The 24,307-nt window shown below is 67.5% G+C and carries 30 protein-coding genes; 14 read left to right on the forward strand and 16 right to left on the reverse strand.

Going from position 1 to position 24,307, the window contains the following annotated elements; translation table 11 throughout:
* Positions 1-292 precede the first annotated feature (292 nt).
* Both ACN27F_RS13275 and ACN27F_RS13280 read left to right on the forward strand, forming a co-directional pair.
* Entirely contained in the window at positions 293-1,039 is a 747-nt protein-coding gene (locus ACN27F_RS13275) for a hypothetical protein (protein WP_421433674.1), read from the forward strand.
* Positions 931-1,428 (forward strand): YcxB family protein, encoded by a 498-nt coding sequence (locus ACN27F_RS13280; protein WP_421433676.1) that lies wholly within the window; start codon positions 931-933, stop codon positions 1,426-1,428. Before ACN27F_RS13275 ends, ACN27F_RS13280 begins: the two co-directional genes overlap by 109 nt.
* 32 nt (positions 1,429-1,460) lie before the next feature.
* On the opposite strand, the gene ACN27F_RS13285 is transcribed toward ACN27F_RS13280, so the two are convergent.
* Positions 1,461-2,588: a helix-turn-helix transcriptional regulator gene (locus tag ACN27F_RS13285; protein WP_421433678.1), complete on the reverse strand. Its 1,128-nt coding sequence runs from the start codon at positions 2,586-2,588 to the stop codon at positions 1,461-1,463.
* Positions 2,589-2,609: 21 nt separating this feature from the next.
* On the opposite strand from ACN27F_RS13285, the gene ACN27F_RS13290 reads away from it, so the two are divergent.
* The 3 genes from ACN27F_RS13290 (at position 2,610) to ACN27F_RS13300 (ending at position 4,120) form a co-directional block, all read left to right on the forward strand.
* Positions 2,610-3,416 (forward strand): alpha/beta fold hydrolase, encoded by an 807-nt coding sequence (locus tag ACN27F_RS13290; protein WP_421433680.1) that lies wholly within the window; start codon positions 2,610-2,612, stop codon positions 3,414-3,416.
* A gap of 157 nt (positions 3,417-3,573) precedes the next feature.
* A complete protein-coding gene (locus ACN27F_RS13295; RefSeq protein WP_421433682.1) occupies positions 3,574-3,813 on the forward strand; it encodes a hypothetical protein in 240 nt (79 codons plus the stop codon).
* Positions 3,755-4,120 carry a type II toxin-antitoxin system PemK/MazF family toxin gene (locus ACN27F_RS13300; protein WP_421433683.1) on the forward strand — a complete coding sequence of 122 codons (366 nt, stop codon included), beginning with the start codon at positions 3,755-3,757 and terminating at the stop codon, positions 4,118-4,120. Before ACN27F_RS13295 ends, ACN27F_RS13300 begins: the two co-directional genes overlap by 59 nt.
* A gap of 37 nt (positions 4,121-4,157) precedes the next feature.
* Here the strand turns inward: ACN27F_RS13300 and coaD are convergent, their stop codons facing one another.
* The 4 genes from coaD to ACN27F_RS13320 form a co-directional block, all read right to left on the reverse strand.
* Positions 4,158-4,607: a pantetheine-phosphate adenylyltransferase gene (gene coaD / locus ACN27F_RS13305; RefSeq protein WP_421433685.1), complete on the reverse strand. Its 450-nt coding sequence runs from the start codon at positions 4,605-4,607 to the stop codon at positions 4,158-4,160.
* A gap of 5 nt (positions 4,608-4,612) precedes the next feature.
* Entirely contained in the window at positions 4,613-5,197 is a 585-nt protein-coding gene (locus ACN27F_RS13310) for an HD domain-containing protein (RefSeq protein ID WP_421433687.1), read from the reverse strand.
* A gap of 377 nt (positions 5,198-5,574) precedes the next feature.
* A complete protein-coding gene (locus ACN27F_RS13315; protein WP_421433689.1) occupies positions 5,575-7,404 on the reverse strand; it encodes an Hsp70 family protein in 1,830 nt (609 codons plus the stop codon).
* Positions 7,405-7,467: 63 nt separating this feature from the next.
* A complete protein-coding gene (locus tag ACN27F_RS13320; protein ID WP_421433691.1) occupies positions 7,468-8,631 on the reverse strand; it encodes a helix-turn-helix domain-containing protein in 1,164 nt (387 codons plus the stop codon).
* 126 nt (positions 8,632-8,757) lie between these two features.
* Here ACN27F_RS13320 and ACN27F_RS13325 point away from each other — a divergent pair, with 126 nt between their 5' ends.
* From ACN27F_RS13325 to ACN27F_RS13340, 4 genes are all read left to right on the forward strand, one after another.
* Positions 8,758-9,003, forward strand: coding sequence for a toxin HicA (locus ACN27F_RS13325; protein ID WP_421433692.1), 246 nt, complete (start codon positions 8,758-8,760; stop codon positions 9,001-9,003).
* Positions 9,003-9,347 (forward strand): type II toxin-antitoxin system HicB family antitoxin, encoded by a 345-nt coding sequence (locus ACN27F_RS13330; protein WP_421440167.1) that lies wholly within the window; start codon positions 9,003-9,005, stop codon positions 9,345-9,347. Before ACN27F_RS13325 ends, ACN27F_RS13330 begins: the two co-directional genes overlap by 1 nt.
* An 85-nt stretch (positions 9,348-9,432) precedes the next feature.
* Positions 9,433-9,969, forward strand: a complete 537-nt coding sequence (locus ACN27F_RS13335) for a hypothetical protein (protein WP_421433694.1) — start codon at positions 9,433-9,435, stop codon at positions 9,967-9,969.
* Positions 9,962-10,456 (forward strand): hypothetical protein, encoded by a 495-nt coding sequence (locus tag ACN27F_RS13340; protein WP_421433696.1) that lies wholly within the window; start codon positions 9,962-9,964, stop codon positions 10,454-10,456. The genes ACN27F_RS13335 and ACN27F_RS13340 overlap by 8 nt, the downstream gene beginning before the upstream one ends.
* A gap of 214 nt (positions 10,457-10,670) precedes the next feature.
* Here ACN27F_RS13340 and ACN27F_RS13345 read toward each other — a convergent pair whose 3' ends face one another.
* Positions 10,671-11,057, reverse strand: coding sequence for a squamosa promoter-binding protein 15 (locus ACN27F_RS13345; RefSeq protein ID WP_421433698.1), 387 nt, complete (start codon positions 11,055-11,057; stop codon positions 10,671-10,673).
* A gap of 347 nt (positions 11,058-11,404) precedes the next feature.
* Here ACN27F_RS13345 and ACN27F_RS13350 point away from each other — a divergent pair, with 347 nt between their 5' ends.
* Positions 11,405-11,839 carry an NUDIX domain-containing protein gene (locus ACN27F_RS13350; RefSeq protein WP_421440168.1) on the forward strand — a complete coding sequence of 145 codons (435 nt, stop codon included), beginning with the start codon at positions 11,405-11,407 and terminating at the stop codon, positions 11,837-11,839.
* A gap of 49 nt (positions 11,840-11,888) precedes the next feature.
* Here ACN27F_RS13350 and ACN27F_RS13355 read toward each other — a convergent pair whose 3' ends face one another.
* Together ACN27F_RS13355 and ACN27F_RS13360 are read right to left on the reverse strand one after the other, a co-directional pair.
* Positions 11,889-12,737 (reverse strand): hypothetical protein, encoded by an 849-nt coding sequence (locus ACN27F_RS13355; protein ID WP_421433700.1) that lies wholly within the window; start codon positions 12,735-12,737, stop codon positions 11,889-11,891.
* 68 nt (positions 12,738-12,805) lie between these two features.
* Positions 12,806-13,072, reverse strand: a complete 267-nt coding sequence (locus ACN27F_RS13360; protein WP_421433701.1) for a hypothetical protein — start codon at positions 13,070-13,072, stop codon at positions 12,806-12,808.
* Positions 13,073-13,459: 387 nt separating this feature from the next.
* On the opposite strand from ACN27F_RS13360, the gene ACN27F_RS13365 reads away from it, so the two are divergent.
* A complete protein-coding gene (locus tag ACN27F_RS13365) occupies positions 13,460-14,116 on the forward strand; it encodes a hypothetical protein (protein ID WP_421433703.1) in 657 nt (218 codons plus the stop codon).
* A gap of 76 nt (positions 14,117-14,192) precedes the next feature.
* Here ACN27F_RS13365 and ACN27F_RS13370 read toward each other — a convergent pair whose 3' ends face one another.
* From ACN27F_RS13370 to ACN27F_RS13395, 6 genes are all read right to left on the reverse strand, one after another.
* Positions 14,193-15,245 (reverse strand): CU044_5270 family protein, encoded by a 1,053-nt coding sequence (locus ACN27F_RS13370; protein WP_421433705.1) that lies wholly within the window; start codon positions 15,243-15,245, stop codon positions 14,193-14,195.
* Complete coding sequence (locus ACN27F_RS13375; protein ID WP_421433707.1) at positions 15,202-15,795, reverse strand: RNA polymerase sigma factor; 594 nt, start codon at positions 15,793-15,795, stop codon at positions 15,202-15,204. The genes ACN27F_RS13370 and ACN27F_RS13375 overlap by 44 nt, the downstream gene beginning before the upstream one ends.
* A gap of 125 nt (positions 15,796-15,920) precedes the next feature.
* A complete protein-coding gene (locus tag ACN27F_RS13380; RefSeq protein WP_421433709.1) occupies positions 15,921-16,646 on the reverse strand; it encodes a GPP34 family phosphoprotein in 726 nt (241 codons plus the stop codon).
* Positions 16,643-16,933: a flavin reductase gene (locus tag ACN27F_RS13385; protein WP_421433710.1), complete on the reverse strand. Its 291-nt coding sequence runs from the start codon at positions 16,931-16,933 to the stop codon at positions 16,643-16,645. Before ACN27F_RS13385 ends, ACN27F_RS13380 begins: the two co-directional genes overlap by 4 nt.
* Positions 16,897-17,154 carry a hypothetical protein gene (locus ACN27F_RS13390; protein WP_421433711.1) on the reverse strand — a complete coding sequence of 86 codons (258 nt, stop codon included), beginning with the start codon at positions 17,152-17,154 and terminating at the stop codon, positions 16,897-16,899. The genes ACN27F_RS13385 and ACN27F_RS13390 overlap by 37 nt, the downstream gene beginning before the upstream one ends.
* A 34-nt stretch (positions 17,155-17,188) precedes the next feature.
* On the reverse strand, positions 17,189-17,602 hold the full coding sequence (locus ACN27F_RS13395) for a DivIVA domain-containing protein (protein WP_421433713.1): 414 nt from the start codon (positions 17,600-17,602) through the stop codon (positions 17,189-17,191).
* 475 nt (positions 17,603-18,077) lie between these two features.
* On the opposite strand from ACN27F_RS13395, the gene ACN27F_RS13400 reads away from it, so the two are divergent.
* Positions 18,078-18,320, forward strand: a complete 243-nt coding sequence (locus ACN27F_RS13400) for a GntR family transcriptional regulator (protein WP_421433715.1) — start codon at positions 18,078-18,080, stop codon at positions 18,318-18,320.
* Between the two features lie 787 nt (positions 18,321-19,107).
* Here ACN27F_RS13400 and ACN27F_RS13405 read toward each other — a convergent pair.
* Positions 19,108-20,733, reverse strand: coding sequence for a hypothetical protein (locus tag ACN27F_RS13405; RefSeq protein ID WP_421433716.1), 1,626 nt, complete (start codon positions 20,731-20,733; stop codon positions 19,108-19,110).
* A gap of 348 nt (positions 20,734-21,081) precedes the next feature.
* Entirely contained in the window at positions 21,082-21,690 is a 609-nt protein-coding gene (locus ACN27F_RS13410) for an alpha-amylase family glycosyl hydrolase (protein WP_421433717.1), read from the reverse strand.
* Between the two features lie 342 nt (positions 21,691-22,032).
* Between ACN27F_RS13410 and ACN27F_RS13415 the strand changes: the two genes are divergently transcribed.
* Both ACN27F_RS13415 and ACN27F_RS13420 read left to right on the forward strand, forming a co-directional pair.
* On the forward strand, positions 22,033-23,388 hold the full coding sequence (locus ACN27F_RS13415) for a hypothetical protein (protein ID WP_421440170.1): 1,356 nt from the start codon (positions 22,033-22,035) through the stop codon (positions 23,386-23,388).
* A complete protein-coding gene (locus tag ACN27F_RS13420) occupies positions 23,388-24,305 on the forward strand; it encodes a phosphotransferase family protein (RefSeq protein WP_421433718.1) in 918 nt (305 codons plus the stop codon). The genes ACN27F_RS13415 and ACN27F_RS13420 overlap by 1 nt, the downstream gene beginning before the upstream one ends.
* Positions 24,306-24,307: the final 2 nt, after the last annotated feature.

Below are 24,307 nucleotides of genomic sequence, written 5' to 3' on the forward strand. Positions count from 1 at the left end.
GGGGACGGGTGGCGGGCGCGGCCCTGCTCCAGACATACCACGTAGTCGACCGACAGGCCGGCCAGCGACGCCAGTTCCTCGCGGCGCAGGCCGACCCGCCCGGCGGCGGGCGGTCGCCGGCAGGCCGGTGTCGGCGGCGGAGAGCCGGCCCCGCCAGGCCTTCACAGCGGCTCCGAACGCGCTGGTCACCCCACCAGTATCCGGGCCCGGCCCGGAGCTGTTCCTGGTACCGCTGGTCCTACCGTCGCGCCGGGTGCTGGCTACGCGTCGCGGCGGCGGCGACAGTCGGAGCATGGACGAGACGATGCTGATGACCGGCGCGAGTCGGGAAATCGGGTGGCACGCGGCGGTCGCGATGCTCGCGGCCGACCCGGGGCTGCGGATGTTCGTGACCGACCACACCGGCGGGTTGGCCGAAGGGCTGCGCGACAAGAACGGAAACCCGCAGGTGTACGGCGTACCCGCGGATCTGTCCTCGCTGGACTCGGTGCGCGCCGCCGCCGATCACGTGATGGCGCGGGCCGCGGTCACGTCGTTCGTCGGCGACGCGGGACTGCAGGTGACCGGCGGGGCCCGGCGCAGCGCCGACGGGTACGAGGTGACGTTCGCGGTCGACGTACTCGCCAACCACCTGCTGCTGCGGCTGCTCGGCGACCAGCTGCGACGGGTGGTGATCACCGGCTCGGACACCCACTTCGGGGACCTGCGGCACAACCTGGGGCTCGCTCCCGCGCCACGCTGGCGGCCCCCGACGGAGCTGGCCCGTCCCGACCAGCCGGACACCGCGGTCGCCGGGCGGACCGCGTACTCGACCAGCAAGTTCTCCGTCGTCTATCTGGTGCACGAGTGGGCAGCGGGAGCGCGACCTGTTCGCCGCCGCCGACGCCCTCACCGCGACCTGACGGTGGGTGCGGGCACTATCGTGCTGGCGTGCACATCCGTTTCGACGTCCCGGCCGATCCCGACTACCCGGGCCGGGTGGCCGCCGCGCTCAGCCGGGTGCGGCTGCGCAGGTACGGCTACATCGGCGCGATCCTGACGGCGACCGGGGTGGCCGCGTTCGTCGCCTCGCGGACGCTCGGCTGGGGTGAGCAGTTCTCGCTGCTGTGGATGTCGCTGGTCACCGCCGGTGTGCTGTCGATGCTGTACGGGCCGTGGGTGCGCTCGCGCGCCCGGCGCCGGTCCAGCGAGTACGCGGTCGAGGGCGGCTACGACATCACCGACGAGAACATCATGATGCGCAGCGGTACGGAGTCCAGCGGCATCGCCTGGGACGGAGTCAGCCAGGTCCACGACACCCCCGGGTTCTGGATCGTGTACGTCGGCCGGATGCCGGCGACCGTGATCCCCCGCGAGTTGATGTCCGGCGAGGACGTCGAGACGCTGCGGGCGTTCCTGGCCGACCGGGGCCTGCTCCCGGCCCGGTGAAGGCGGTCTCAGCCGTACCGTTCGACGAGCTCTCAGCCGTACCGTTCGACGAGCGCGGTGCCGATCGCGGCCAGGTGCTCCCGCACACCCGCCGGGCCGGTCACCTCCAGCCATTCGACCAGCCAGGCGAGCTCGCCGGCGAGCGTGTACTCACTGTGGCCGCGGATCACGACCTCGATGCGGCCGTCGGCCGTGGGGCCGCCCACCTCGAGCCGATCGCCGAGCGCCATCCGGAGCTTGCCTAACCCGTCGGGCGTGCAGACCGCCTGCATCTCGACGGGTGTTCGCCTGCGGTCGACCTCGTCGGCGATTTCCCGCCAGCTCCCGGCGAGGTCGAACCCCGCCGGCCGGTGCACCGGATCGTCGGTCGGGTCGACGGACGACACCCGGTCGATCCGGAAGCTCCGCCGGCCGGCCTCGGTGGTGGCGACGAGGTACCAGGATGGGCCTTTGGCGACGATGCCCAGCGGGTGGACGGTCCGCTCGGTTTCGGTGCCGGCGCTGTCGACGTAGCCGAGACGAACCTGGACGCCACGGATAACCGCCTCCTGGAGTTCGTCGAGGAAGCGAGGCTGCGGACGATCGGCCCAGCTCGCCCCCCATCGTTGGGGGTCCACGACGATCGACGACGCCGCTGCCTGCGCCTGCGCCCGGAACGGCTCCGGCAGGGCCTGGACGAGCTTGCGCAGCGCTGCTTTCACCTCCGGCGTCGCGGCCGAGGCCGGGCCGGCGACCAGGAACAGGGCGCGGGCCTCGCCTGCGGTCAACCCGGACAGGTCGGTACGGGCACCGCCCACGAGGCGCCAGCCGCCGCCTCGGCCCTGCGTGGAGTACACGGGCACCCCGGCCATGGCCAGGGCGTCGAGGTCGCGACGGGCGGTGCGCTCGGAGACCTCCAGCTCCCGGGCAACCTCCGCCGCGGTCACCTGCTCGCGCTGTTGCAGCAGCAGGAGGATGGCCACCAGCCGGTCGGTTCGCATGCCGCCAAGATTCTCAGATAAACCGGTCATGAGGTGACCGGTTTCGGTCGGCAGGATGGCGGCATGAATTTTCCCGAGCCAAGTCTTGTCCCCGTCAACGGCGTGAAGCTCGAAGTCTTCGAAGCCGGCCGACAGAACGCAGGAAACCCGATCGTGCTCTGTCACGGCTGGCCGGAGCACGCCTTCTCCTGGCGTCACCAGATGGCTGCCCTCGCTGAGGCGGGCTACCACGTCATCGCCCCGAACCAGCGGGGCTACGGCAATTCGTCGCGCCCGTCCGAGGTGACCGACTACGACATCGCGCACCTGTCGGGTGACCTCGTCGCGCTTCTGGATCACTACGGGTACAACGATGCCACCCTCGTCGGCCACGACTGGGGCGCGATGGTCGTCTGGGGGCTCACCCTGCTGCATCCGGACCGGGTCAACAAGGTGATCAACCTGAGCCTGCCGTACCAGGAGCGCGGAGACACGCCCTGGATCGAGCTGATGGAAGCCGTACTCGGCAGCGACTTCTACTTCGTCCACTTCAACCGACAGCCGGGCGTCGCGGACGCCGTGTTCGACGAGAACACCTTCCAGTTCCTGCGCAACCTGTACCGGAAGAACGTGCCGATCCGGGAGCCTCAGCCGGGCATGGCGTTCATCGACCTGGCCAGAGCGGAAGCTCCGCTGGGCGAGCCGGTGATGAGCGACGACGAGCTGGCCGTCTTCGTCTCGGCCTTCGAGTCGACCGGGTTCACCGGCAGCATCAACTGGTACCGCAACCTCGACCGCAACTGGCACCTGCTGGCGGACGTCGACCCGATCATCCAGCAGCCCACACTCATGATCTACGGCGACCGGGACACGATCGCGAAGTCCGACCGACTGGCGGACTTCGTGCCCAACGTGGACGTGGTCACCCTGGACTGCGGTCACTGGATCCAGCAGGAAAAGCCGGAAGAAACGACCCGAGCGATCCTGATCTGGTTGGAACAGCAGGACGCCACGGCCCGCGTCCGTTGATCCGCCGTCGGACGTACTCGTCGAGGCTCCGTCGTCGTCACGCCGATGCGCCCGATCCCCCTGATGCCCGGTAGGTCAGCTCTGGGGTTCCGCGCACGGGAAGCACCAGTAGATCGTTGTTGTAGACGGAGCGTAGCCCGTTCCGTAGACTAGCGGCATGGCGACTACGACGATCAGGGTCAGCACGGTCACTCGTGACCGACTGATGCGCACCCGTGCACAGGATTTCGGTGACGCACCGATCGACGAAGTGATCTCGCGGCTCCTCGACGAGCATGCCGACCAGGCGCTGCGAGCGAAGATGCGGGCCGATGCGGAGCACGCTCGCAGCAACGCCGATGACCTCGCGGAGATTCGCCGAGTTCAGGCAGAGATGGACGAAATCAGTGCGTGGTGACGTCTATCGGCTCCGCGCACCCCGCGATGCGGTCGGTCACGAACAGCAAGGCCGACGGTACGCCGTGGTGGTGCAGTCAGACGATCTCAACCTCTCGACGACGGTCGTTGCTCCTACCTCCACCTCGGCGCACCCCTACGTGTTCCGGCCTGAAGTCACCGTGCGCGGCGAGCCGACCCGACTCATGCTGGATCAACTGCGTGCTGTCGACGTCGAGAAAACCATTGGCGACCGGGTCGGACGGCTGAGCCCAGCTGAGATGATCGAGATCAACCGGCTGCTACGGGCTGTTCTCGACGTCCTCTGACCGGAGCTTCAGACACCCTCGCCAGCATCATCGAGCATCACTGTTCAGCGTTGTGCGACGGACGGACCGACTGTGCCGAACGGTGGGCGCGTACGGCGGTGGAGGAGGTGGCGGCCAGCGCTGGACGGGCCGGCAACCAGACGGTCTGGATGCCCAGTCGCTCGTTCATCACGGCGAGCCGGTGCTCATAGTGAAGGTCGGCAGCGGTGCGCACGCCACGGACGATGACCGTGGCGCCACGGTGAAGGCAGTAGGCAGCAGTCAGGCCGGTCCAGGTGTCGACCTCGACGTTGCCCCAGTCCGCCGGAAGGACGTCGCGCACACGTGCCGCCCTGGCCGTGGCCTCGGTGGTCGGCTGCTTGTCGGCGTTCACCGCCAGCAACACGATGACCCGGTCGAACATCACCCGGGTGCGAGCCACCAGGTCGCGGTGCCCCGGGGTGAACGGGTCGAACGTACCAGGATAGACAGCCAACGAACCGCGCACCGGCGTCAGCCGGCCGTGATGGGGTAGCTGTTCTGGAAGGCGAGCCGCTGGTCAGCGTCCGCCGCGATGCCGTCAAGGTGATCGTCGAGGTTGACGAAGGCCCGCCAGGGTTCCTGCCCGGAGGAGGCAGCGAGACGGTCCACGACGAGTTGTTCGAGGTCGACGACTCGTTTGGCCTTCCAGATCATGTCGGCCAGGCTGACGAGCAGGTCTTCGCACTCGATGCCGGGCGACCGCCAACCGGCGTGCGTCGCGGCGAAGCGCGCCAGGTACGGGTCGATGCCGGCGTCGAGCAGGATCTGTCGACCGGCCGGCTCGTGCCGCGAACCCGGCCCGGACAGCTCCGCCACGTGGACGGTCTTGCCGATGTCGTGGGTGGCGGCGCCGAAGAGTACGGCGTCGCGGTCGACAACCAGGGTCGGGTAGTGGACGGTCAGCCAGTCCGTGAGCTGGGCGGCGACGTCGTGTACGGCGCGCAGATGCGCGGCCAGCCGTGGTGACGCGTCGAGCCTGAGCAGAAGGTCACCGACCGGGGCCGGCAGCTGCCGCAGCGGCGGATCATCCAGGGCATGGCGCAGCGTCAAAGGCATGCCAACTCCGTCCCTGCTTGGCGTGCCGGCCTCGGCAAACAATCGTAGTGCGCAGTCAGCTGCCGCATTGCCACCCGTCGCGCGTGGCCTGCTGATGGGCCCGTCAGCCGTACCCGCGCCACCTGGCACCGCCTGCGCCGGAGCCGGCCGTGGTGGCCGCCTGATCTTCGGATGCTCCGCCGAGGTGTCGCCTACGCACGTCAAAATCGCCCCGTGAGGTGTCTGAGCGTCACCTCGATGCACGTCTGCCGTCAGCCTGCACTTCGCTGTCCGGGGTCCGGTCGATCCGGGCTTCATCGGTGGAGAGCTTCATCAGTGGAGCGGGGCGAGACAGCATCGTCGGTCCGGCCAGCCCGTGCGACGTGGCGACGAACCCGTCAGCCGGTGGTCCGGGTCAGGGCGGCGGTTGCTGTGTTGGTGGGGTCACCGAACTCTGTCCAGTACATGTCGACACTGTCCGGGGCGCGGGCGATCAACATCCAGTCCGCCGCGTCGACACAGATCGACTGCGGATCACGAGTGGTGCGCTGGCGCAGGTGCACCTCGCGCTCGGTCGGTAGTGGGGCGACCACGGTGATCGTGCCCTCGCAGCCCAGGCGGGTGGAGCTGAACGTCCCGACATCGGTTCCAGGGCCGAGGGCGATCCGTACGTCCCATGACGTCACCAAGCCGTTCGGCTGTCTGACGGTCCCGCTCCACTGTCCGATGAAGCGTTCCGGCGGACCCGGTGCCACGGACGCCGACGGGCTGGGCGTGGGAGTCGGGGTTGCCGGGCTGGAAACGCCGTTGGTCGGCTCTTGACCTGTGGGCGTCGTGCCGGTGGCGTTGACACCCGATCCGTCTACCCGGTCGCGCACGATGGGATACGCCACAGCGGCCGTGACCAGGATGACCAGACCGAGCCCGGCGGCCACCAGCGACCGCCGGTTCCGCACCGCTCTCCTCCACCAGTCGTTCCGGGGCGGCGGCAACAGTGGTGGTGGCGTGACGGATTCAGCTGACGGCGCGGGACCGGCAGGACCGGCGGGTGCGGTCGGCTCCGTACCGTTGGCGGGCGACAGCGAACCGACCTGCCGGCCGATGTCCGGGACGGAGGCTACTTCTGGAACGGCCGCTCCGCTCTGGACAGCGGCCGTGTCCGCGACGGCTCCGTACGCTACGGCGAGTTCTGGCTGGTCGAAGACGATCGGGGGGCGGCCCAACGCGCGGTGCAGCAGGGTGCCGACCAGCGGGATCCGGGTCGACCCGCCGACCAGGAAGATCGCCGCGACGTTCTGCTCGCTGACGTGGGCGTCGCGCAGCACCGCCCGGGTCGCGGTGACCGTCCGATCGAGGATCGGCAGAGCGAGCGATTCGAACTGCTCCCGCCCGAGCGGCACCTCCGCGTCCAGCACCGGAATGTAGATCGACGTGGACGACGTTCGCGACAGCACCTCCTTGGCCGCCCGTACGCCGTCCATCAACATCCGACGGTTACGCAGGTCGGCTGGGGTGCGCGGATGACGCAGACGCTGCCAGGCCTCATCGGTGGGGCGTAGGTGGGCGTAGATCGAGGCGACGATGGTGGCGTCGATGTCGAGGCCGCCGGCGTCCGGCAGCCCTTGACTGGCGACCACCTCGAACCCGGCCGCCGACCGCCTGATGAGGGTGGCGTCGAACGTGCCCGCGCCCAGGTCGTACACCAGGGCCAGGTCGCCCTCGGGCAGGTCGACGCCGGGCAGCCCGACGAAGTGCGCGGCGGCCGCCACCGGCTCGTGGACCGTCGTGGGCGTCGGCAGTCCGGCGAGTGACGCGGCGGTGGTGAGGGTGGCGAGCCGGCGCGATCCCCACGCCGCCGGATAGGACAGGGTCACTGCACCTACCGGCCCCGCTACCTGCTCGGCCGCACCGCGTACCCGCCGCAGGATCGCCGCGAGCAGCGCTTCGACCGTCACCTCCTGCTCGCCGAGCAGCACGGACCGGTCGTCGATGCACCGCTTGGGGTTGGGCTCCAGATGGGCGGGTCGGGCTGTGGCGGCCTGCTGGGCGTCCACGCCGACCAGGACGGTGTCGCCGTCGACGAACACGGCGGACGGCAGCAGCGGCACGCCGTCGAAGAGGACCGGCCGGACCTGTCCGTCCCGACCGCGTACGGCCGCTGCCGTGTTCGACGTGCCGACATCGATGCCGACGTGGATGAGACCACGCGGTACGGGGCTTTCACTCATTGATGCAACATCCTATGGCCGTCCGACAAGCGGTCCCGGAATCGGCGGCTGGTCTACTGTGGATCAGAATCGCTTCGGTACGGCTCCGTGGTCCGCGAGGTCGGAGCTTCCTCCGGACTCGGGTGCCAGCGCTTCGATGGGCATCTGATGCGGGGTGGGCAGGTCGTCGGGGGTCACGGTGCCGTGCAGCAGCTCGACGACCCGGTCGGCGCTGATCACGCCGTGCCGGTAGGCCCGCATCACCGCCTGCGCGTACGCCGGGGCGAGCGCCGGCGGCTGAAGCTCCTGGACGAACCGCGCGCCACGTACCTCGAGGTAGTCGCCGACGGTCGGCCGCTGCACCTGTAGCAGCTCGCGCTCGGCCCGGGAGATCAGCTCCAGGGTGTACGCGTGGGAAACGACCGCCGACCAGCTCACCCGGTGTTCGGCGGCCAGGACGAACAGCCGCTGACGGGGGTACTCCCACTCGCCCGACAGCTCAGCCCAGCGGGATCTGACCGACGGCCCTGGCATCAGGAAATGGATCGCGAAGGCGTCGATCAAGGCTTCCCGCTCGGACCGGCCGGAGCCGCCACCGACGTCCGCCGCGTACTCGTCGGCGAGCAGGTGGTGACCGAGCTCGTGCGCGAGATTGATCCGCCGCTGACCGGCAATCGCGGCACCGTTGACCAGCGCCACGCCCACCTGACCGGTCCGCAGATAGCCGCCGTCGATCACGCCCGGACCCAGGTCGAGCGAGAACGCGAGCAGGCCCAACCGTTCGACCGCCGCCTGCAGGTCGACCAGCGGACCGTCCCCGCCGCCGAGCAGGGCGCGCGCCTCGGCCGCCCCGGCTTCCGCCTCGGCGAGGGTGGTGACGCCGGGCTGCAGGGCTACGGGCGCCAGCGTCAGGGCTCCGACGTCGCAGAGCAGCTCGACGTCGCGGCTGACCCGATCCAGAATGTCTTCCAGCCGCTGCACGTCCTGGTCTGCCGAGATCCCGGACCGCCGGCTGACGACGGTCTCCGCCGGGGCGGTGAGAAACCATTCGACGGTACGGCCGAGCAGCTCGGCGATCCGCGCCAGCTCAAGCGCGTCCAGTTGACGCTGACCGAGCTCGACACGGGTCAACGCCGAGCGATGGATGCCGAGTCGTTCGGCCAGCTCACGCTGGCTGAACCCGGCCAGCTCGCGGGCGGCTGCCACCCGGCCACCCACCGCTGTCCAGCTTCGCAGCCGTGCACGCATCACAGCCCCACTCCCGCCTCGATGGTGCGAAAATCGCACTACTGAAGGATAGATCGGCAAGATCTGGTACGCCTTGCATACCTCGACAGGTTGCAGTTGTAGTACCACCAGCGGTACCATCGACCCATGCCGTCCGTAGAGAAGCTCATTGAAGCGATGCGAAGAAGCCAGCAGAACATCGCCTACAACGACCTCTACCGGGTGTGCGAGCACTACTTCGGGAAGCCCCGACAAGACAGCAGCTCCCATGCCGTGTTCAAGATGCCCTGGCCAGGCGATCCGCGAGTCAACATCCAGAACGACAAAGGCAAGGCCAAGGCGTATCAGGTGCGGCAGGTGCTCAAGGCGATCGAGAAGAAGGAGGTGCTGTGATGCAGTCCGCTGACCGGCCCGAGGTGTCTCACTTCACCTACCGCGTCACGTGGTCGGCCGAAGACGGCGAGTTTCTCGCTACCTGCGCCGAGTTCCCATCCCTCTCGTGGCTAGCATCCACCCAGATCAAGGCTCTCCAGGGGCTCCAAGATCTACTGCGTGAGGTGCTCACCGACATGGAGGAGCAGGGCGAGCAGGTGCCGCAGCCGTTCGCTGACCGCAGCTACTCAGGCAAGTTCAACCTCCGCGTCGGAGAGAGCCTGCACCGCGAACTCGCTATCCGCGCCGCCGAGGACGGCATGAGCCTCAACCAGTACGTCTTGCGAAAGCTCAACGCTGCCTGAGCATAGAGCTACCGGCGACCAAGCCGCGCGAGGTGGTCCGGCCAGAGAATCCTGTCGCGTCGCGGCGAAGGCGATGATCGGGGCCGTGACCAGCTTCCCAGCGCAGGCGCGCCGCGTACGCGACAGCACGCTCGCGCCACAACGCAGGCTGTCCGCGTTGCGGGAGTGCACCCAGCACTGCGCGCCGTACGGATTCCGCGCCACCTGGCACCACCTGGTCGTCTCCGCGTGTATCCCACGCAAGCCGGTCGACGACCCCGACGCGCTCGTCCGCGCCGTCGACGAACTGCAGCGGGTACGCGACGTGGTCCTGCCCCGCGCACACGAGTACGCCCGCTTACGGCGTCGGGAGAAGCTCGATGGCCAGCGTGGCAAACGATCGTCGCCGCCCTGGTACTCGTTGGGCTGGTCAGACATCGCCTACTGCCCCGACCCGGAACACCACCCGACAGCACCACTGGACACGGTCGTCCGGGCGGTCCTCGACCGCCAAGCAGCCGGTGTCAACTCCGATACGCACTGCCTCGCGTGCGGCAAGGAACGACCCCGACCCGGCCGCGCCTGCCCGACCTGCGGCGTCCATCCAGCCGGTCTCGGCGCACGCTGGTATGGCGGTGGCTGACATCGACGAGTTGCTGCCACGCTCACGTTCCCCTCGGGACTACCTGGATCTCGTCGCCGATCCTCGGGTCGACCAGGCGGTATTGCACACCCTGGCGACCAGCCCGTACTCGTTCGTGCGCCAAGCGGTCGCCGACCATCCGCTCGCCGACGCACGAACCCTGCCCACGCTGCCGACAGACGACCTCGACCGGTGGGATCGCAACCGCCTGGTCGCCACAATCGCGCGGCACCCGAACGCCGACCGGGCGGTGCTGCTCGGCGTATTGGCTGAGACGTCGATGATGCTGCGGCTGCCTGACGTCAGGCCGTATGCCTGTGCCCTCGCTCTGGCTGAGCGTCCCGAGCTTGAACCCTTCGAGGTGTCAGCCCTCAACGATCAGCCTGGCGCCTCCCGCCGGATGCGCCGCGGTGTGCGTCGTCGTCTGGCCATGCGTCCACCAGCCCACCGGTCGTTGTCGTCACCGGACTACGCCGATCGGTCATGATCGGGCTCGTGCCCGCCGCCGCTGGCGCACGTGTTCATGTACCGGCGAGTGGCCAGGCTGGTCTGGCATCCAAAATGTGTCGTCGAGGTGAGGCTGACGCACGTCAAAATCGCGAGGTGAGGTATCTGAGCCTCACCTCGATGAAGTCCCCGCCGTCTCGACACCCGGATCTGCCGCCCGCAGTACGGGCGACGGCACCGGAACTCTCGGCGGGTTACCAGGCATGCTGATCCTCCGCGTCGGGTGGGGGCGGCGGGGCGTACTGGCTCCAGGCACCGTCGCGGAGCATGTAGAGCCGGAAGTAGGACTCCTCCTGGTCCATCAGGAACACCTGCACCCGCTGCGGGTAGCGCCACGGCGTCGCGCGGATCCGGTCCAGTAGCGCATCCAGGTCGGCGTGGTTGAGCGCCCCGGCCCAGACCTCGCACTCCGGGTTCTTCCACCCACCCCAGTGGTTGACGCCTGGCCCAGTCAGAGTCCGAAGCGTGCCGACTCCCCGCGCCTGGCTATTGCAGGCGTCAGCCCTCCAAGGTGCTTCGCGTTCCAGCCAGGCGCTCAACGACTCCACGTTGCCTCGGTCCGCCATGTCCGTCTGAATCATCAGGTTCGCCACCCAGCTCACCCGTACAGGCTTCACGACCTCGCGGCGCCGGACCACCGATTTCGTTGCGTAGCAACTCCTCGACGCGCTCGGAGATGTCGTCGCACCCGCTCCGACCGGCCGCACGTGCAGCAAGCGTCCGCTGGCCAGGCGGGCCGGACTCTGGCAAGGGGCGCACCGCCTCACGGACGTCAGCAGCCGACGAATCCTTCACGATGTCAGCCTCGCTCTCTCCGTCAGCGACCATTCCATCGTCATAGCAGCACCGCATCCAGTCGACCAGCATCTCCACGAGATCGACGGCACCCTACGCCGGGCAGCAGTAGGCTGCCCGGGTGGCCGAACGAGTGGATGCTCGGATCGCCGGCGTGATCCTGGTCGATTCGACAGGTCGATTGCTGTTGCAGCTCCGGGACGGCGACACCCGCGTCGACCCGTACCGCTGGTGTCTGCCGGGCGGGAACGTCGATCCGGGCGAGGATCCACTGGCGGCGGCTCACCGGGAGTTGCTGGAGGAGACCGGCCTCACGGTGCCGGAGCTGCGCCTGTTCTGGCAGGGCCTCGCCCCGTCGGCGAAGTTCCCTGGCGCGGTCGGCGAGTTCTCGATCTTCTACGCGCCGACCGACGCCACGGACGAGGATGTGGTGTGCGGGGAGGGTGCCGCGATGCGGTTCGTGGCCGGCACCGACGTGCGCACTCTGGAGTTCGGACGGGCGTACGGCGAAATCGTCCCGCGCTTCCTGGACTCCCCGCTGTACCGCGAGCTGATCACCGCCGGTTGACCCGATGGCGGGCGGCCGGGTGGATCGCTGATCCGGCGGGGCTGTCCCGTCAGGAGACGCGTGTTGCGTGGGGCGGCGCGAGTAAATCGTCGATCGCCGCGTAAAACTCCTCGAAGCTGTCAATCCGGTCGAGCTTCCTTAGGTAGCGGCGAAACGCCTGGCTGAAGTGGTCAGCAAGCTGGTCGATCTCATCGACCGCCTCGGAAGCCTTCACCGTGAGCGTGCTGGTGAAGCCGAGATCGTGCGCCACCGTCAGGTCGACGAAGATGTCGCCGGATTGGAGGATGTCCGCCAGGTCCGGGCGGTCATCCTGGCTGAGGGCTGCGGTCAGCAGCTCGGCCCGGTCTGGGACGGAGAGCGCGAAGAGCGTGAGTTCCGAGCTGGCATCGCCCGAGACAGCCAGGTGCAGATTGAGGAGATCTTCGGAGCTGTCGAGCGTGAACAGACCAGCGAACCCGGCGTGATCGCGTTCCCACTGATCCGCCGGTGGCCACATGAAAACGCTGGCTCGGCCTGGGACAAACCCGACATCGGCCGCAGGCCACTCGGGGCCTTCAGAGTCGACCTTGTACTCCCACCGGACCAACTGCACCGCCTCCCGGTCGATGCCGAGGAGCCGCGCTGCTGCGTCCCGGTAGTAGGCGGGTATGGCGTACCGACTCCGGCCTGCGGTGAGCGCCCACGCAAACGCCCGCCAGACGGCGAGCGCCTCCCCATCGTTGTTGTTGATCGCGTACCGACGCCACGGGTTCCGGCGCGGCTCCCCGGGATAGTCCTGCTCCCACAATCCGGTCCACGCCGGGCCAGGCAGCTCCGCCTCGGCCGGACGAGCGACGTAGACGTGCAGCCCGTCTCGGTGCTCGTGGTCGAACGTCAGGAACCGCTCCCGGTCAGCCATGGCGTCAGGATGTCAACTCCTGCCGCCGAGGGTCGAGCCCGCTTGTCAAGGGGATGTGGTGGGGATGGTCAGCGGCGGCGGTGGGAGGCGCCGTCGAGGCGGTGGCGGGCGATGGTGAACAGTTCAGCGATCTCGCCCGGCAACCGGGCTGCGGTCTCCCGGTGCAGGTGGCGGCGGGCCTCCGCAGGCAGGCCGGTGAGCACGAAGTCGTCCAGCCCGGTCACCAGACACAACCCGCCCAGCCGGGCCTCGAAAGCCGGCAACGGTTCGCCGTGCTCTAGGCGTACGGTCAGGCGGGCACAGGCCCAGGCGGCCCGGTCCGTGTCGGTCGGCACAGGGACCACGGCGGTGGTCAGCAGCCGGCGACTTACTCCGCCGAGCTCATCAGTGGATCCGGTTAGACGTCATGAAGGCAAATATCTGACCAATTTCGCTCGGGTGACAGCGAGACGCCCAGCTTTTGTCAGGCTCCCTGGAGATTCACTGCCACCGTAGGTCAACCAAGGTCCGACAGACATGACGATCCAAATAAATGACAAAAACCAGCCAGATTCCTGTCCACAATCCACCATTAGCCAGACCGACTTATGCCTCGAAAAGAGATCCTTTCTCTGGGTGACTTGCTGCTAGCTTGGATGGAAGCCCGACACCGTAAAATCAACTCACGCAAGGAGACACGCAGAGTGAGATTGACGCCACGATCGGCAATTTACAGAACGCTTGTGATCAGCATTTTGATCGCGATCACATTCTCCGGCCAGATGGGCGCGGCACACGCAGCGCCGAGCCCAGTTGCGCCGACCGAGCCGACTTTGCCTCGAATCACACAAGAGCCAGAAGGACCTGCGCCTGTAGATCTTGAATCAACCGCGCCAAGCAACAGAAAGGAGATCACTGCAGCGGACATACTTCGAGCCAACCCGAATGCAAAACAGGTCCGAGAAAACGCGGTCAACATCGCACCGGGAGTCGATGTACTACTGCCACCGAAAAGAACCGGGCAGGACAACACTCAAGCTCGGACAGATATTTGCGACTACTACAACCTTTGCTTTTGGGAACACAGCTACGCGGACCTGTTTGGTGCCGGACTTGGATTCTATGCCTGCCAACCAGCAAATGCCATCATGAACCTCGGTGGCATGCGATATCCCGATGGAGCATGGGTAGGAACAGGCAGCTCGGCGCCGAAGTGGAACGACCGCATCTCATCGTTCGAGAATAACCAAACGCCCGGAACGGCCAGCCGCTTTTACAACTACCTTGGATCCAACAACTGGAGCGTCGTAGTCACAAGCTATGCATTCGACTACGAAAGCAACATGCACAACCGGAACGCGAATGACATAGTCGACGGGATTCATGTCTGTACCGAATGACATGCAGCAAGCCCAGCTCTCCCCTTGAGGTGCGTCGGGGCGGCTTCCATCGACCTGGAAGCCACCCCGGTCAACGTCAGCCAGCTTCAGCTGTGCGTCCGTAACTCAGAATCAGATTGTAGACCTGCACCTGTCGTGGTTCGGTAAGCTTGACCAGCTCGTGTGCAAGCAGTTCTCCGGTAACCGGGTCGAAGATCAGCAAGTGTTGGACGTTGCGCTCGGTGTCGTCGGCCGTGACAGCAACACCAGTCCGACCAGCGCGGTCGACGACCTCGCCACGCCAGTGCAGACCAGGCGTGTCAGCGAGGATGCGTAGAATCTGCGAACGGACCGAACGCGGCACCAGGTACAGGCTGTAAATGTCGTTAACTGCCTTGACCGTTGCCCCTGCACCGGCACCGGCACCGACCTTGAGCTTCCTGGCGAGTTCGGACGGGTCCTCGGTGATCGGCTGATCCGGGCCAACCAGCCCTGTTGACGTAACGGGCGTACCGGGTGTCCGGGCGCCAGGTTCGAGGACGCCTTCCCAATACAGTCGGGACTCTTCAGTGGGGAATTCCGGCATCAACTGCTGAGTCCTAGTCATGCCGTTTCCGCTACTGTCCGACCAGGTCTCGACCTCCTCCGCGATACTCATGACATGACCGCCTGGCCCCAGCGCTTGCCGGGCCCCCCAGGACTTACGCCGATGATACGAGTAGGTCCCGCCGGCGTTGTCATATGGGGCATCAGAAATACGGTCGGCGAGGTCCATGAGCATTGGTCCAGCAGCCGGAGGACTGTCCGGCTGTTGGTATGCAACAGGCGTCAACACCTCCAGTTCAGCTCCGGCAGCCGTACTAAGGGAATCATTCGGTGCAGGGCCGGTGGTTCGGTCTCCCAACATCCAGGCCGGCACAGTCACCGCCGCCGCTGCTACAACGATCGCGACAGCAGCCACAACGGCCAATCGTGGCCTGCGGACAAGTGACGGACGCACATCGCCGCCAGCCTTCAGATCCAGCCGAACCGAGCTGTGGTCAGTACGCTCGATGATCTCGTGTGCTGTTTGCTTGGGGGATGGCAAACCCATTCCCCCGACCGGGTCAGCCGGCCCGAGAAGTTCTTGAACTCGCTGGGATGCGCGCATCCTCGCCCCTCTCACTTACAGAGTCGTTCCGCTGTGCGGTACCACCGGTTGTCGAGTCGATGGCTGACTTCAGGCGGCGGCGGGCGCGGTGTAATCGCACCGCTGCTGCCGTCCGACTGCAGCCGAGCGCCGAGGCGGCTTCGGCGACTGATAGACGCTCCCAGCCGATGAGGCGCAGCAGTTCCTGATCCGCCTCAGGCAAGGTCAGCAGTGCCCGCCGAAGGTCAACCATTTCCGCCCTGGACTCGGGATGAGACCAACTGCTCGCATCAGGCTGACTCATCTCGGCAAGCGGCGTTGTGGGTGGCCTTGCGCGTTGTACCCGCCAAAGGTTGGCCAGGAGCCGCCGGGCGACGCCGTACAGCCAGGGGAGCTCGCGGTCCGGCACGTCCGCACGCCGCCGCCACGCGACCGTGAAGACCTCCTGGGCGAGCTCGACCGAGACATCCATGTCAGCCGTACGCCTCAACCCGTACGCCACTATGTTTCGGTAGTGGGCGGCGTAGACGCCAGTGAACCAGCGTTCGTCACGCTCCCCCGTGGGCTTCATACGGTCTCCTGACTGACGGGCTGATGCGGTCTCCCCTACTTGTGTACAGATTCGCGTAAGTGTTACCGCCAAGGACACGTCGATCAGCAGCCGGGCGGGAGAAGACGTCACTGCCAGTGCCACGGTCAGCGGCGGCGGCGGTGGGCGGCGCCGTCGAGGCGGTGGCGGGCGATGGTGAACAGTTCGGCGATCTCGGCCGGCAACCGGGCTGCGGTCTCCCGGTGCAGATGCCGGCGGGCCGCCGGCGGCAGGCCGGTGAGCAGGAAGTCGTCCAGCCCGGTCACCAGGCACAACCCGCCCAGCCGCGCCTCCAGCTCCGGCAACGGTTCACCGCGCTGTAGGCGTATGGTCAGGCGGGCCCTGGCCCAGGCGGCCCGGTTCGTGTCCGTCGGCACCTGGACCACGGCGGTGGTCAGCAGCCGGCGGCGTACCGTCCGGGGCCGGACCACGCCCGCCGCGGTCAGCCGCCGCGCGACCTGGCCGTGGGCCCGCGGCGCCAGCAACGCCAACCACGTCCCGACCCGCCGGTGCCTCGGCTCCGCGTCCAGCCAGCGCAGGATCCAGCCGCCGAGCGCGTCCACCGGTACGTGCCGCGCGGCCAGCCACAACCGGCCGTCGTGCACCCGCACCGCGCCCGCGTCGACCAGGTCGGCCAGCAGGGCGGCGGCCAGACCGTACCCGAGCGGCCCGGCCGGCAGACGCGGCCGACCCGTCACATCATCGGCCGCCAGCAGGAAGAACTCGTCGGCCAGCAGCGGCGACCGGCCCCGTACCGCCGCAGCCGGCACCGGCACCCCACCACCGGAAGCTACAGCGGCGGCCGTGGTGGTCCGGGTGCGGTAGACCGTCATGCCGGATCCCGCCGCCGCGCCCAGGCGATGAACCGCGCGTACGTCTGCGCCGGGGTCAGGCCGGGCAGGTCACGGGCGGCTTCGGCGGCGAGCTCGGCGACGTACATGCAGCGGCCGATCCGGTCGAAGCTCGCCATCAGCTCCGCGCGGGCCGGCTCGCACGGCCACGGCCGGCGGCAGGCCCGGCACCGCCACGACGGACGCCACGCCACATGCCCGACCCGGCCCACCACGGCCACCACCCGCGCGGTCACCGGCCGGCCCGCCGCCGGGCCCGGCCGGGCCACACCCAGGTCCGCCGCAGGGTGACGGTCCGCGCCGGCTGCGGCGCCCACCGACGCCCGGCCGCCTCGACCTGCGCGGGCAGCAGCCCGCCGGTCGGACATGCCGGGCAGGTCAGGGTACGGCCGCAGCCGGGACACCAGCGATGCCGATGCCGGCACAGACTGAACCCGACCACCGCGCCGACCAGCACCGCGATGGCGGCGGCGAGCACCACATCCAGCATCAACGCACCCCTCTCCCTGCATCGCCTACTGTGTTCAACCGACCGGCCGGGCCTGGAACTGCTGCGACTGCCAGTCCCGCAACGCCTGCTTGATCCGCACGTTCTCGTCCCGGGTGGCCGCCAACTCGGCCCGCACGGCGGTCAACTCGTCGGCGACCAGGTGCAGAAAGGCGCGTACCTCGGTCGGGTCGCAACCGCGCCGGCTGCGGACCGCGAACCGCCGGTCGCGGACCAGCCCGGGGCTGATCGACGGCCGCACCACACTGGCGCCGTAGTAGAGGTGGGTGCCGGCGTTGCCGCCGCGCCGGGCCGGCGGACGCGACCCGCCGCCGCCAGCAGCGGCGCCAGGCCGAGCGGCCGGCCGGGTCTGGTTGGCGAGGCTGGCGAGCAGCCGGGCCTGCCGCCGGGTACGCCGAGGGAACAGGACACGGTCGAGGAGTCTGCGCACGGGTGGGACCGCCCTTTCGATAGGTCACGGGATCGCCGCTACATCGCGGTTCGGTGGGGTAGGTGGGATGGGCGGCCCGACCCCGAACGGGGGCGCGGAGGTCGGGCCGCCCGCCCTGCGCACGCAGCCACAAACGGCGGTACGCCCACAGGGCCGCTGGTACGGACATCCGACGGCTCACGTTCCGCCGAACGCCGGAGGTCGGGTTCCTCCTGGTTGCGTGCAGTGGCCGACGGTGCCGCGTGCACCGGCCCGGCCGGGGCGTCGATGGGGATCGCCGAGGTAGCGCCGATCGTCGAAGGAGCAGCTGAGCGCCGCTCCACGGGATCGACGCCACCCCGGCGGGTCTCCCGCAGTGCCTAGCTGGGGGAAACCGTCGCCCACTTTACCGACGTTGCCGGTAAAGTCAACGATGCACTTGAAGTGACCTCGTGATCTGTGATCGAATGTGCGGGCCTAGCTGGGGGATTTCCACATGCCCGCACGTCAGTTCGAGCCGCACTACCGACGCATCATCGCCGACATCCGGCAGCGCATCGCCTCTGGCGAGTGGCCGCCGGGACACCGGCTGCCGTCAACCCGTGAGCTGGCCGACTTCTACGAGGTCAGGAGCCAGTCGACCGTCCGTCAGGCCATCACGATCCTGATCGAGACCGGCGAGCTGTACGGCCACCAGGGACTCGGTGTCTTCGTGCCCAAGGAGACCCCGGGCCGGTAGGTCGGCACAGTGGCCGCCTGCCACGCCGTCTCGCTCCGGCACGACCGGGACCTCGCCGTCGGGCAACCGGGGCGGCACGCATCGCTTCCAGCATCACAACCCCTTTCCCGGGTACGTCCACTATGTTGGCCGGTTGGCCTGGGCTCGTCGCGGGGCCTGCCGCCGCCGGTCACGGGGGCTTCCGGCGGCGGCAGGCCCCGTCGGGGTCCGGCGACTTCTGCCGTACGGCGTTTGTGCCGAACCCCGTACACACCGTGGCCGATGACTGACCGCCTGCGGTAGGCGTCCCGGCCGGGACGGGGCGACGCTCCCGCGCCACTAAAAGGGATGCTTCCCGTTGCGGGAACCATCCCCTGCCTCCCCCTCTTGACATTCACGCGTTGACGTATTCCCCGGCAGGGACAGAAATTGCTCGACGCAGATGGTTGAAGGCGGCGTTCACCAGGTGGGAGATTGTCCAAAATGGATTAGTGCTACAGGCATCCCATCAACAACCTGGGCGCACCCGAAACGGCAAGATCTGCTACCCGCCGAGGACCACCGCACCAACCCATGCACCGCCCTCGCGCCGACACCGACGACGAACTCGAATTCCGACCAGCACGGGAGGCGAACCGCAGTCGCCCTGGCCCGACGCCCCCCAGGTCCGGCGCCGAATTCCTGGTGCACCGAGCCTTACATAAGTCGCTGCCTGAATGGCCCGCGGGGAACGCAGCGCACAGAAGATAGGCCGTTTGGAGACGATAACGGCTGGTCCGGCCTCAGCGGCTTTTTGTCCAATGTGCGGTCAGTCTAGCAATCTGTGTAGACTCTTTCCACCAGGCATGCCGGCAAGCCCCAACTCGACGGAGGCGCGCGCCGCCAGCGCAGCAGGTGTTGACGGCATCGGCTGGAATGCGGCATGCACAAGGCGGTCAACACCTGCAGCAACCAGCATCGGCACAGTACGGAGCGTAGCCCCCAACGCTACCGAATCTGACCTCCCCTTATGCATTACCAGGTTACGCTGTTGGTATAGCCTACGAAATGCATCGCAATAGTAAGAGCGCACCCTTCCAAGAACGGCTGGCGGATCGTCGTACAAGGCTCGCATGCGGGCCAAAGCCGCCATGTCGCCTGGTTCAGCTAGCAGTAATGCCTGCTTCTTGGCGAGAAGATTGTCCAGGACGTCGAGGCGATCAGTGACCGTAGGTTTACTTTCAAGTAGATTTCCGATCTCTCCTCCACCTGATATCAGAGCATCAACTAATTGTGTCATCTCAGCCCGTGGCCAGCTGCACGCAACGATAGCCGCCATTCTGTCCGCAGAACTGGCGCCCGAGTCATCCGGTGGAGCGAGGAGACCTTCCACAACCGCCCACGTTGCAGCTACCGACGCCCAAGTGGTCGAAGTACCTGCGCTCGCCAACAGCTCAAACGCGTCGTCTAGGGCGGCCGTGACGTCGGGATTGGAGCGCTTCAAGAGCAGTCCGTTGCGCTGTATTGAGGGAACGACGACGTCCTTGCGCCAACTGCGAAACGGGCGCCATCTAAGCACGTCTTGGCTAGAACCAACCAAGGCGTCCGAGGCAGCTTCGATCGAATCGGACGATAGTCCGACCACGGTTCGAGCAGTCAGGCGCCGCACCTCATCTTCCGCTGCTGCGATGGCAGCGAAAGGTTCTCTTGCGACGACGCTAAGACGCAAGGCTCCTACCCCTTCACGGAGCTTCGGGGCCCCGGACCGAGTCGAGGTTTGTACCGCCCGGAGATCGTTCCAAGATACAAAATCTTCTCCTGCGGCGTTCACTACCTCAGCCGGCAATTTCTGAAATGGGACGATAACTATGTAGGTAGCGTCTGCCCGCTCCCACATCCTATGAGCTTGCAAGAAAAGCTCACCCAACGATATATCTCGATTTTTATCAAGCGTCGACAGGAGCCAACCGTGTAGATGGTTGGCGGAGAATTGCGCGTCCAAGAGAAAGGCGGCTACCGATCGGGACGCCATTTCAATGCGGTCAGGAGTGATACGCCCCTGATCCGCGACTTCGGCCCACGATTCGAGATACCGCATTTGGGTTCTACGAGCCAGCTCACGCAATTCGTCAGCGTTCGTGGTCGAGGCGAGGCCAGCCGAGTTCTTGCGCGCATGTGATGTGTTCAGAAGCTTAGTGATCTTGTCGCGCACCCCGTCCGGCCCAAGCCCGATGTCACGCCGCACCAGGGTAGCGGCCGACGCAGTCACGTACTTGAGGCCTTCGTCCGAGACCATCGCCGACGAGCGGTACCCGTCGGCATACTCGAGCACCTCCTGAAGCGCAAGGTTCGTTCCGACCTGCCAGAGGCTCCGGTTCCATGAGCTGCGGCGGTCGAAGAGCTCTAGAAGCCGGCGCTTGAGCATTACCTCGACGTTCTCGTCTTGCAGGCTCATGCTTCCATGCTACGGTAGGACCTACGGGCCTCTGGCTCGGTGCTTCCTAAGAAGCGGGAGTCGCCTGATGGCCGCTCCCGCTTTTACCTTGCCTACCAGCCGCAGCTTTCGTCACAGCGTTCGTAGGTCTGCCGGAGCACTCAGCTCGCCCAACCGCTGCACGAGGTGCAACACGCCGTTCCGCCGCAAGCGTCGACCTTCACCCTCGCGGCGGCTCGACAGAGTCGCTGCGCAACTACGGTAAGTCGCTACCGCATCCGTGACATCGGGCTGAGGCAACGACGTCGAACTCACCTGTGGATGCGGCTGAACTGCGGCTCATGGTCCTGCCGGGGGCAGGTCAAGGCGTCAGGGAGGCGCCAGTGTTGGAAGGTGGGGGCCGTCTGCGGGCAGGGTCAGGATGCCGTCGGCGGACGGGCGTAGCGGTGGTGCGCCGCCGTACAGGTTGGCCAGTGCCGGAGCAGCAGCGGACGGCGGGGCCACCAGACCCATCAGGCGCACCGGAGCACCCGACGCACGCCGCGCCAACGCCAACACCGACCCGGACGGCGACTCCCGCAGATAGACCAGGGCATCGTCATCGGCGTACACCCAACGAAGCCCACCGTGCCGCAGCTCCGGCACCTCCCGACGCAACGCCACCAACGCCCGATACACCCCGAACGTCGCCTCATCCCACGACTCCGGCCGATCCCACGGCATCGGCGTCCGCGAACCCTCCCCGTTCTCCCCCCGCAACCCCAACTCATCCCCCGCGAACACCATCGGCGTCCCCGGCAACGTGAACTGCAACCCGGCCGCCACCTCCTGCCGACCCGCGTCCCCCACCACCGTCCGAATCCGCGCCGAATCATGCGAACCGAGCAGCTGCCACGAATGCACCAACGACCGCCACGACACCAACGCCCCGAACGCCCGCATCGTCGCCAACGCCGCCGACCCCGACCGGGCCGGCACACCCTGCGGCTCGGTGGACGTGGCTTCCGCAGAGCCTGCCGCCGCCGGTCGCGCCGGCTTCCAGCGGTGACTGGCCGCGCTCCCGCGCTACTGGAGGGGATGCTTCCCGTTGCGGGAACCATCCCCTGCCTCCCCTCTTGACATTTACGCGTTGACGTATTTCCTAGCAGGGCCAGGAATTGCTCGACGCAGATGGTTGAAGGCGGCATTCAGCAGGTGGGATACTGTCCAAAATCGATCACCGCCACAGGCAGTTCGCGCCACCACGTATCAGATCGTGCGCCACACTTCGGGGGTGTCATGCAGAACCATCCGCTCACCGCAGCACGCGAACGCCTGGGCCTGACCCGCCGGCAACTCGCCGACGCCGTCAACAAGATCCTCTACCCCGACCCCGGCCAAGCAGCCCACAGCGCCTTCACCGCCAACTACCTGGGCAAACTCGAAAACGGCAAGATCCGCTACCCCGCCGAGGACTACCGCACCGCCCTCCGCATCGCCCTCAACGCCGACACCGACGACGAACTCGGATTCCGGCCAGCACGCGAACTGAGGACCACAGTCGCCCTGGTCCGAAGGGTCTACTCCCGATCGGCGAGACATGAGAGTGACCCAGCCGGCGTACTCCCAGGGAACGACATGCGACCCGGGCAGATGCCAGAACACGGCGAGGCCGGAGAGCCGGACACGAACCGTCGCTCCCTGCTCCAGGGGATCGCAGCGGTTGCCGCCTCAGCCGGTCTTCTCGGCGGCTCCGCCGATGACGGCTCGCGTCGGGTAGGCCACAGCGACATCGACCGACTCGACGCCGTGATATCACTCTACCGATCTATCGACTACGAACGCGGCGGAGGCGCGCTCTACCGCGACGTCGCACACCTAGCCGACTCCGCGTCAGCCATGCTGGACCAGCCCTACCCCTCATCGGTGGGCTCTCGGCTGCTGCGGTCGGTCGCGTCAGTCCGACAACTGGCGGGTTGGACCGCGTTCGACGCCTGCCGACATCTCGATGCACAAAGGCACTTCCTCCTGGCTGAGCGGATGGCGGTCGCCGCGAACGATGTACTGCTCACAGCGCGGGTGCGCTACTGCCAGGCCCGCCAGTTCCAGCACCTGCGCCACAACAAGGACGCGCTGGAGACGCTTCGCCTGGCCCGCGACGAGGTAGGTCGACGGGTCACCCCGGCTGTCAGCGCGATGCTCCACGGAGCCGAGGCTGCCTCCCTTGCCGCTCTCGGCGACGGGCCGTCGGCGACACGCGCCCTCGGGTCGGCCACAGACGAGTTCGACCGCATCAACCCGGACAACGAACCAGACTGGATGCGCTTCTACGACCGCGGTGAACTCCTCGCCCAGTACGGACGGGTCTACCGCGACCTCGCCCGGAAGGAAGAAAGCGACCGCTACGGCGAAGCCGCCACCCGCACCGTTACGGAAGCGATCGACACGCTGGGGTCACAGAACGTACGGAGCAGCGTCCTCAGCAGCGTCAGCTTGTGCAGCTCACTGTTCCTGGCAGACGAACCCGACGAGGCAGTAAGCGTCGGCGCCCGCGTCATCGAACAAGCCCGGCAGCTCAGCTCACCACGCATCCTGGACCGCATCCACAACCTGCGACGGGACCTCAAGCGCCACGAACGCCTGTCCACCGTCGCCGACTTCTCCCGCACCGTAGCTGCGGTAGGCGTAGGCAGCTGATGACCGGATCGGCCGGACGGTTCACCGAGCAGGCAATGAGAGCAGCGATGCACCAGATCGCCGCCCGACTCGGCGTCGCTGCCGGCGACGTCCAACAGCTACGGATGACCAACAACGCCGTGTTTGCACTCCCCTCAGCCGGCCTCGCCATCCGCATCGCCCGGTCCCACGCCCTGCACGACCGGGCACTGAAGGTCACCCGCCTGGCAACCTGGTTCGCAACAGTCGACGCCCCGACCATCCGCCTCGCACCCGACATCGAGCAACCGGTACGGGCCGACGGCCTCTCCGCCACGGTGTGGCGGCTCGTCGCTCCTACGCCACGACCGCCGACCGTCGAGGAACTTGGTCAGGTACTCCGCGAGTTCCACTCCCTCGGCTTGCCACAGTTCCCGCTGCCCGAGTGGGACCCGGTCGACGACGTCCGCGCCCGTCTCACCGACGCGGAAGCGCTGAACCCCGACGACCGAGGCTTCCTGCTGGACTGGTGCGACCAGCTCGCACCACGCATCGCGGACCTGAACGCCCAGGCGCGCGGACTGATCCACGCCGACGCACACGTCGGCAACCTGCTCCGCGAAGCCGACGGCCGCGTAGTCCTCTGCGACTTCGACCCGACCTGCATCGGGCCGTGGCAGGTCGACCTGGCCGCCGTCGCCGTCGGCGAGATCCGCTTCGGCCGAGCCGGCGCACACCAAGCCCTCACTTCGGCGTACGGCTACGACGTCACCACCGACCCCGCCTGGCCGACCCTCCGCGAAGCCCGCGAACTGAAGATGATCGCCGCCGCCGTACCGCTCCTAGCCAGTACCCCCGGCGTCGCCGACGAGTTCGCCGTCCGCCTGGCCTCCGCCCGCGACAACGACGACACCGTACGCTGGACCCCCTTCGCCCAGCTCACCGACCGACATCGATAATG

Source organism: Solwaraspora sp. WMMB335, assembly GCF_049179075.1.
Lineage (GTDB): Bacteria > Actinomycetota > Actinomycetes > Mycobacteriales > Micromonosporaceae > Micromonospora_E.

What these genes read in the sequence shown, in the direction of transcription:
- ACN27F_RS13380 (WP_421433709.1), bottom strand. Translation starts at nt 16,646, where the DNA reads ATGACGGTCTACCGCACCCGGACCACCACGGCCGCCGCTGTAGCTTCC.
- ACN27F_RS13355 (WP_421433700.1), bottom strand. Translation starts at nt 12,737, where the DNA reads ATGGCTGACCGGGAGCGGTTCCTGACGTTCGACCACGAGCACCGAGAC.
- ACN27F_RS13275 (WP_421433674.1), top strand. Translation starts at nt 293, where the DNA reads ATGGACGAGACGATGCTGATGACCGGCGCGAGTCGGGAAATCGGGTGG.
- ACN27F_RS13325 (WP_421433692.1), top strand. Translation starts at nt 8,758, where the DNA reads ATGCCGTCCGTAGAGAAGCTCATTGAAGCGATGCGAAGAAGCCAGCAG.
- ACN27F_RS13310 (WP_421433687.1), bottom strand. Translation starts at nt 5,197, where the DNA reads ATGCCTTTGACGCTGCGCCATGCCCTGGATGATCCGCCGCTGCGGCAG.
- ACN27F_RS13405 (WP_421433716.1), bottom strand. Translation starts at nt 20,733, where the DNA reads ATGAGCCTGCAAGACGAGAACGTCGAGGTAATGCTCAAGCGCCGGCTT.
- ACN27F_RS13300 (WP_421433683.1), top strand. Translation starts at nt 3,755, where the DNA reads ATGACCTCGCGGAGATTCGCCGAGTTCAGGCAGAGATGGACGAAATCA.
- ACN27F_RS13345 (WP_421433698.1), bottom strand. Translation starts at nt 11,057, where the DNA reads ATGATTCAGACGGACATGGCGGACCGAGGCAACGTGGAGTCGTTGAGC.
- ACN27F_RS13315 (WP_421433689.1), bottom strand. Translation starts at nt 7,404, where the DNA reads ATGAGTGAAAGCCCCGTACCGCGTGGTCTCATCCACGTCGGCATCGAT.
- ACN27F_RS13370 (WP_421433705.1), bottom strand. Translation starts at nt 15,245, where the DNA reads ATGCGCGCATCCCAGCGAGTTCAAGAACTTCTCGGGCCGGCTGACCCG.
- ACN27F_RS13330 (WP_421440167.1), top strand. Translation starts at nt 9,003, where the DNA reads ATGCAGTCCGCTGACCGGCCCGAGGTGTCTCACTTCACCTACCGCGTC.
- ACN27F_RS13290 (WP_421433680.1), top strand. Translation starts at nt 2,610, where the DNA reads ATGGCTGCCCTCGCTGAGGCGGGCTACCACGTCATCGCCCCGAACCAG.
- ACN27F_RS13400 (WP_421433715.1), top strand. Translation starts at nt 18,078, where the DNA reads ATGCCCGCACGTCAGTTCGAGCCGCACTACCGACGCATCATCGCCGAC.
- ACN27F_RS13320 (WP_421433691.1), bottom strand. Translation starts at nt 8,631, where the DNA reads ATGCGTGCACGGCTGCGAAGCTGGACAGCGGTGGGTGGCCGGGTGGCA.
- ACN27F_RS13390 (WP_421433711.1), bottom strand. Translation starts at nt 17,154, where the DNA reads ATGCTGGATGTGGTGCTCGCCGCCGCCATCGCGGTGCTGGTCGGCGCG.
- ACN27F_RS13295 (WP_421433682.1), top strand. Translation starts at nt 3,574, where the DNA reads ATGGCGACTACGACGATCAGGGTCAGCACGGTCACTCGTGACCGACTG.
- ACN27F_RS13420 (WP_421433718.1), top strand. Translation starts at nt 23,388, where the DNA reads ATGACCGGATCGGCCGGACGGTTCACCGAGCAGGCAATGAGAGCAGCG.
- ACN27F_RS13375 (WP_421433707.1), bottom strand. Translation starts at nt 15,795, where the DNA reads ATGAAGCCCACGGGGGAGCGTGACGAACGCTGGTTCACTGGCGTCTAC.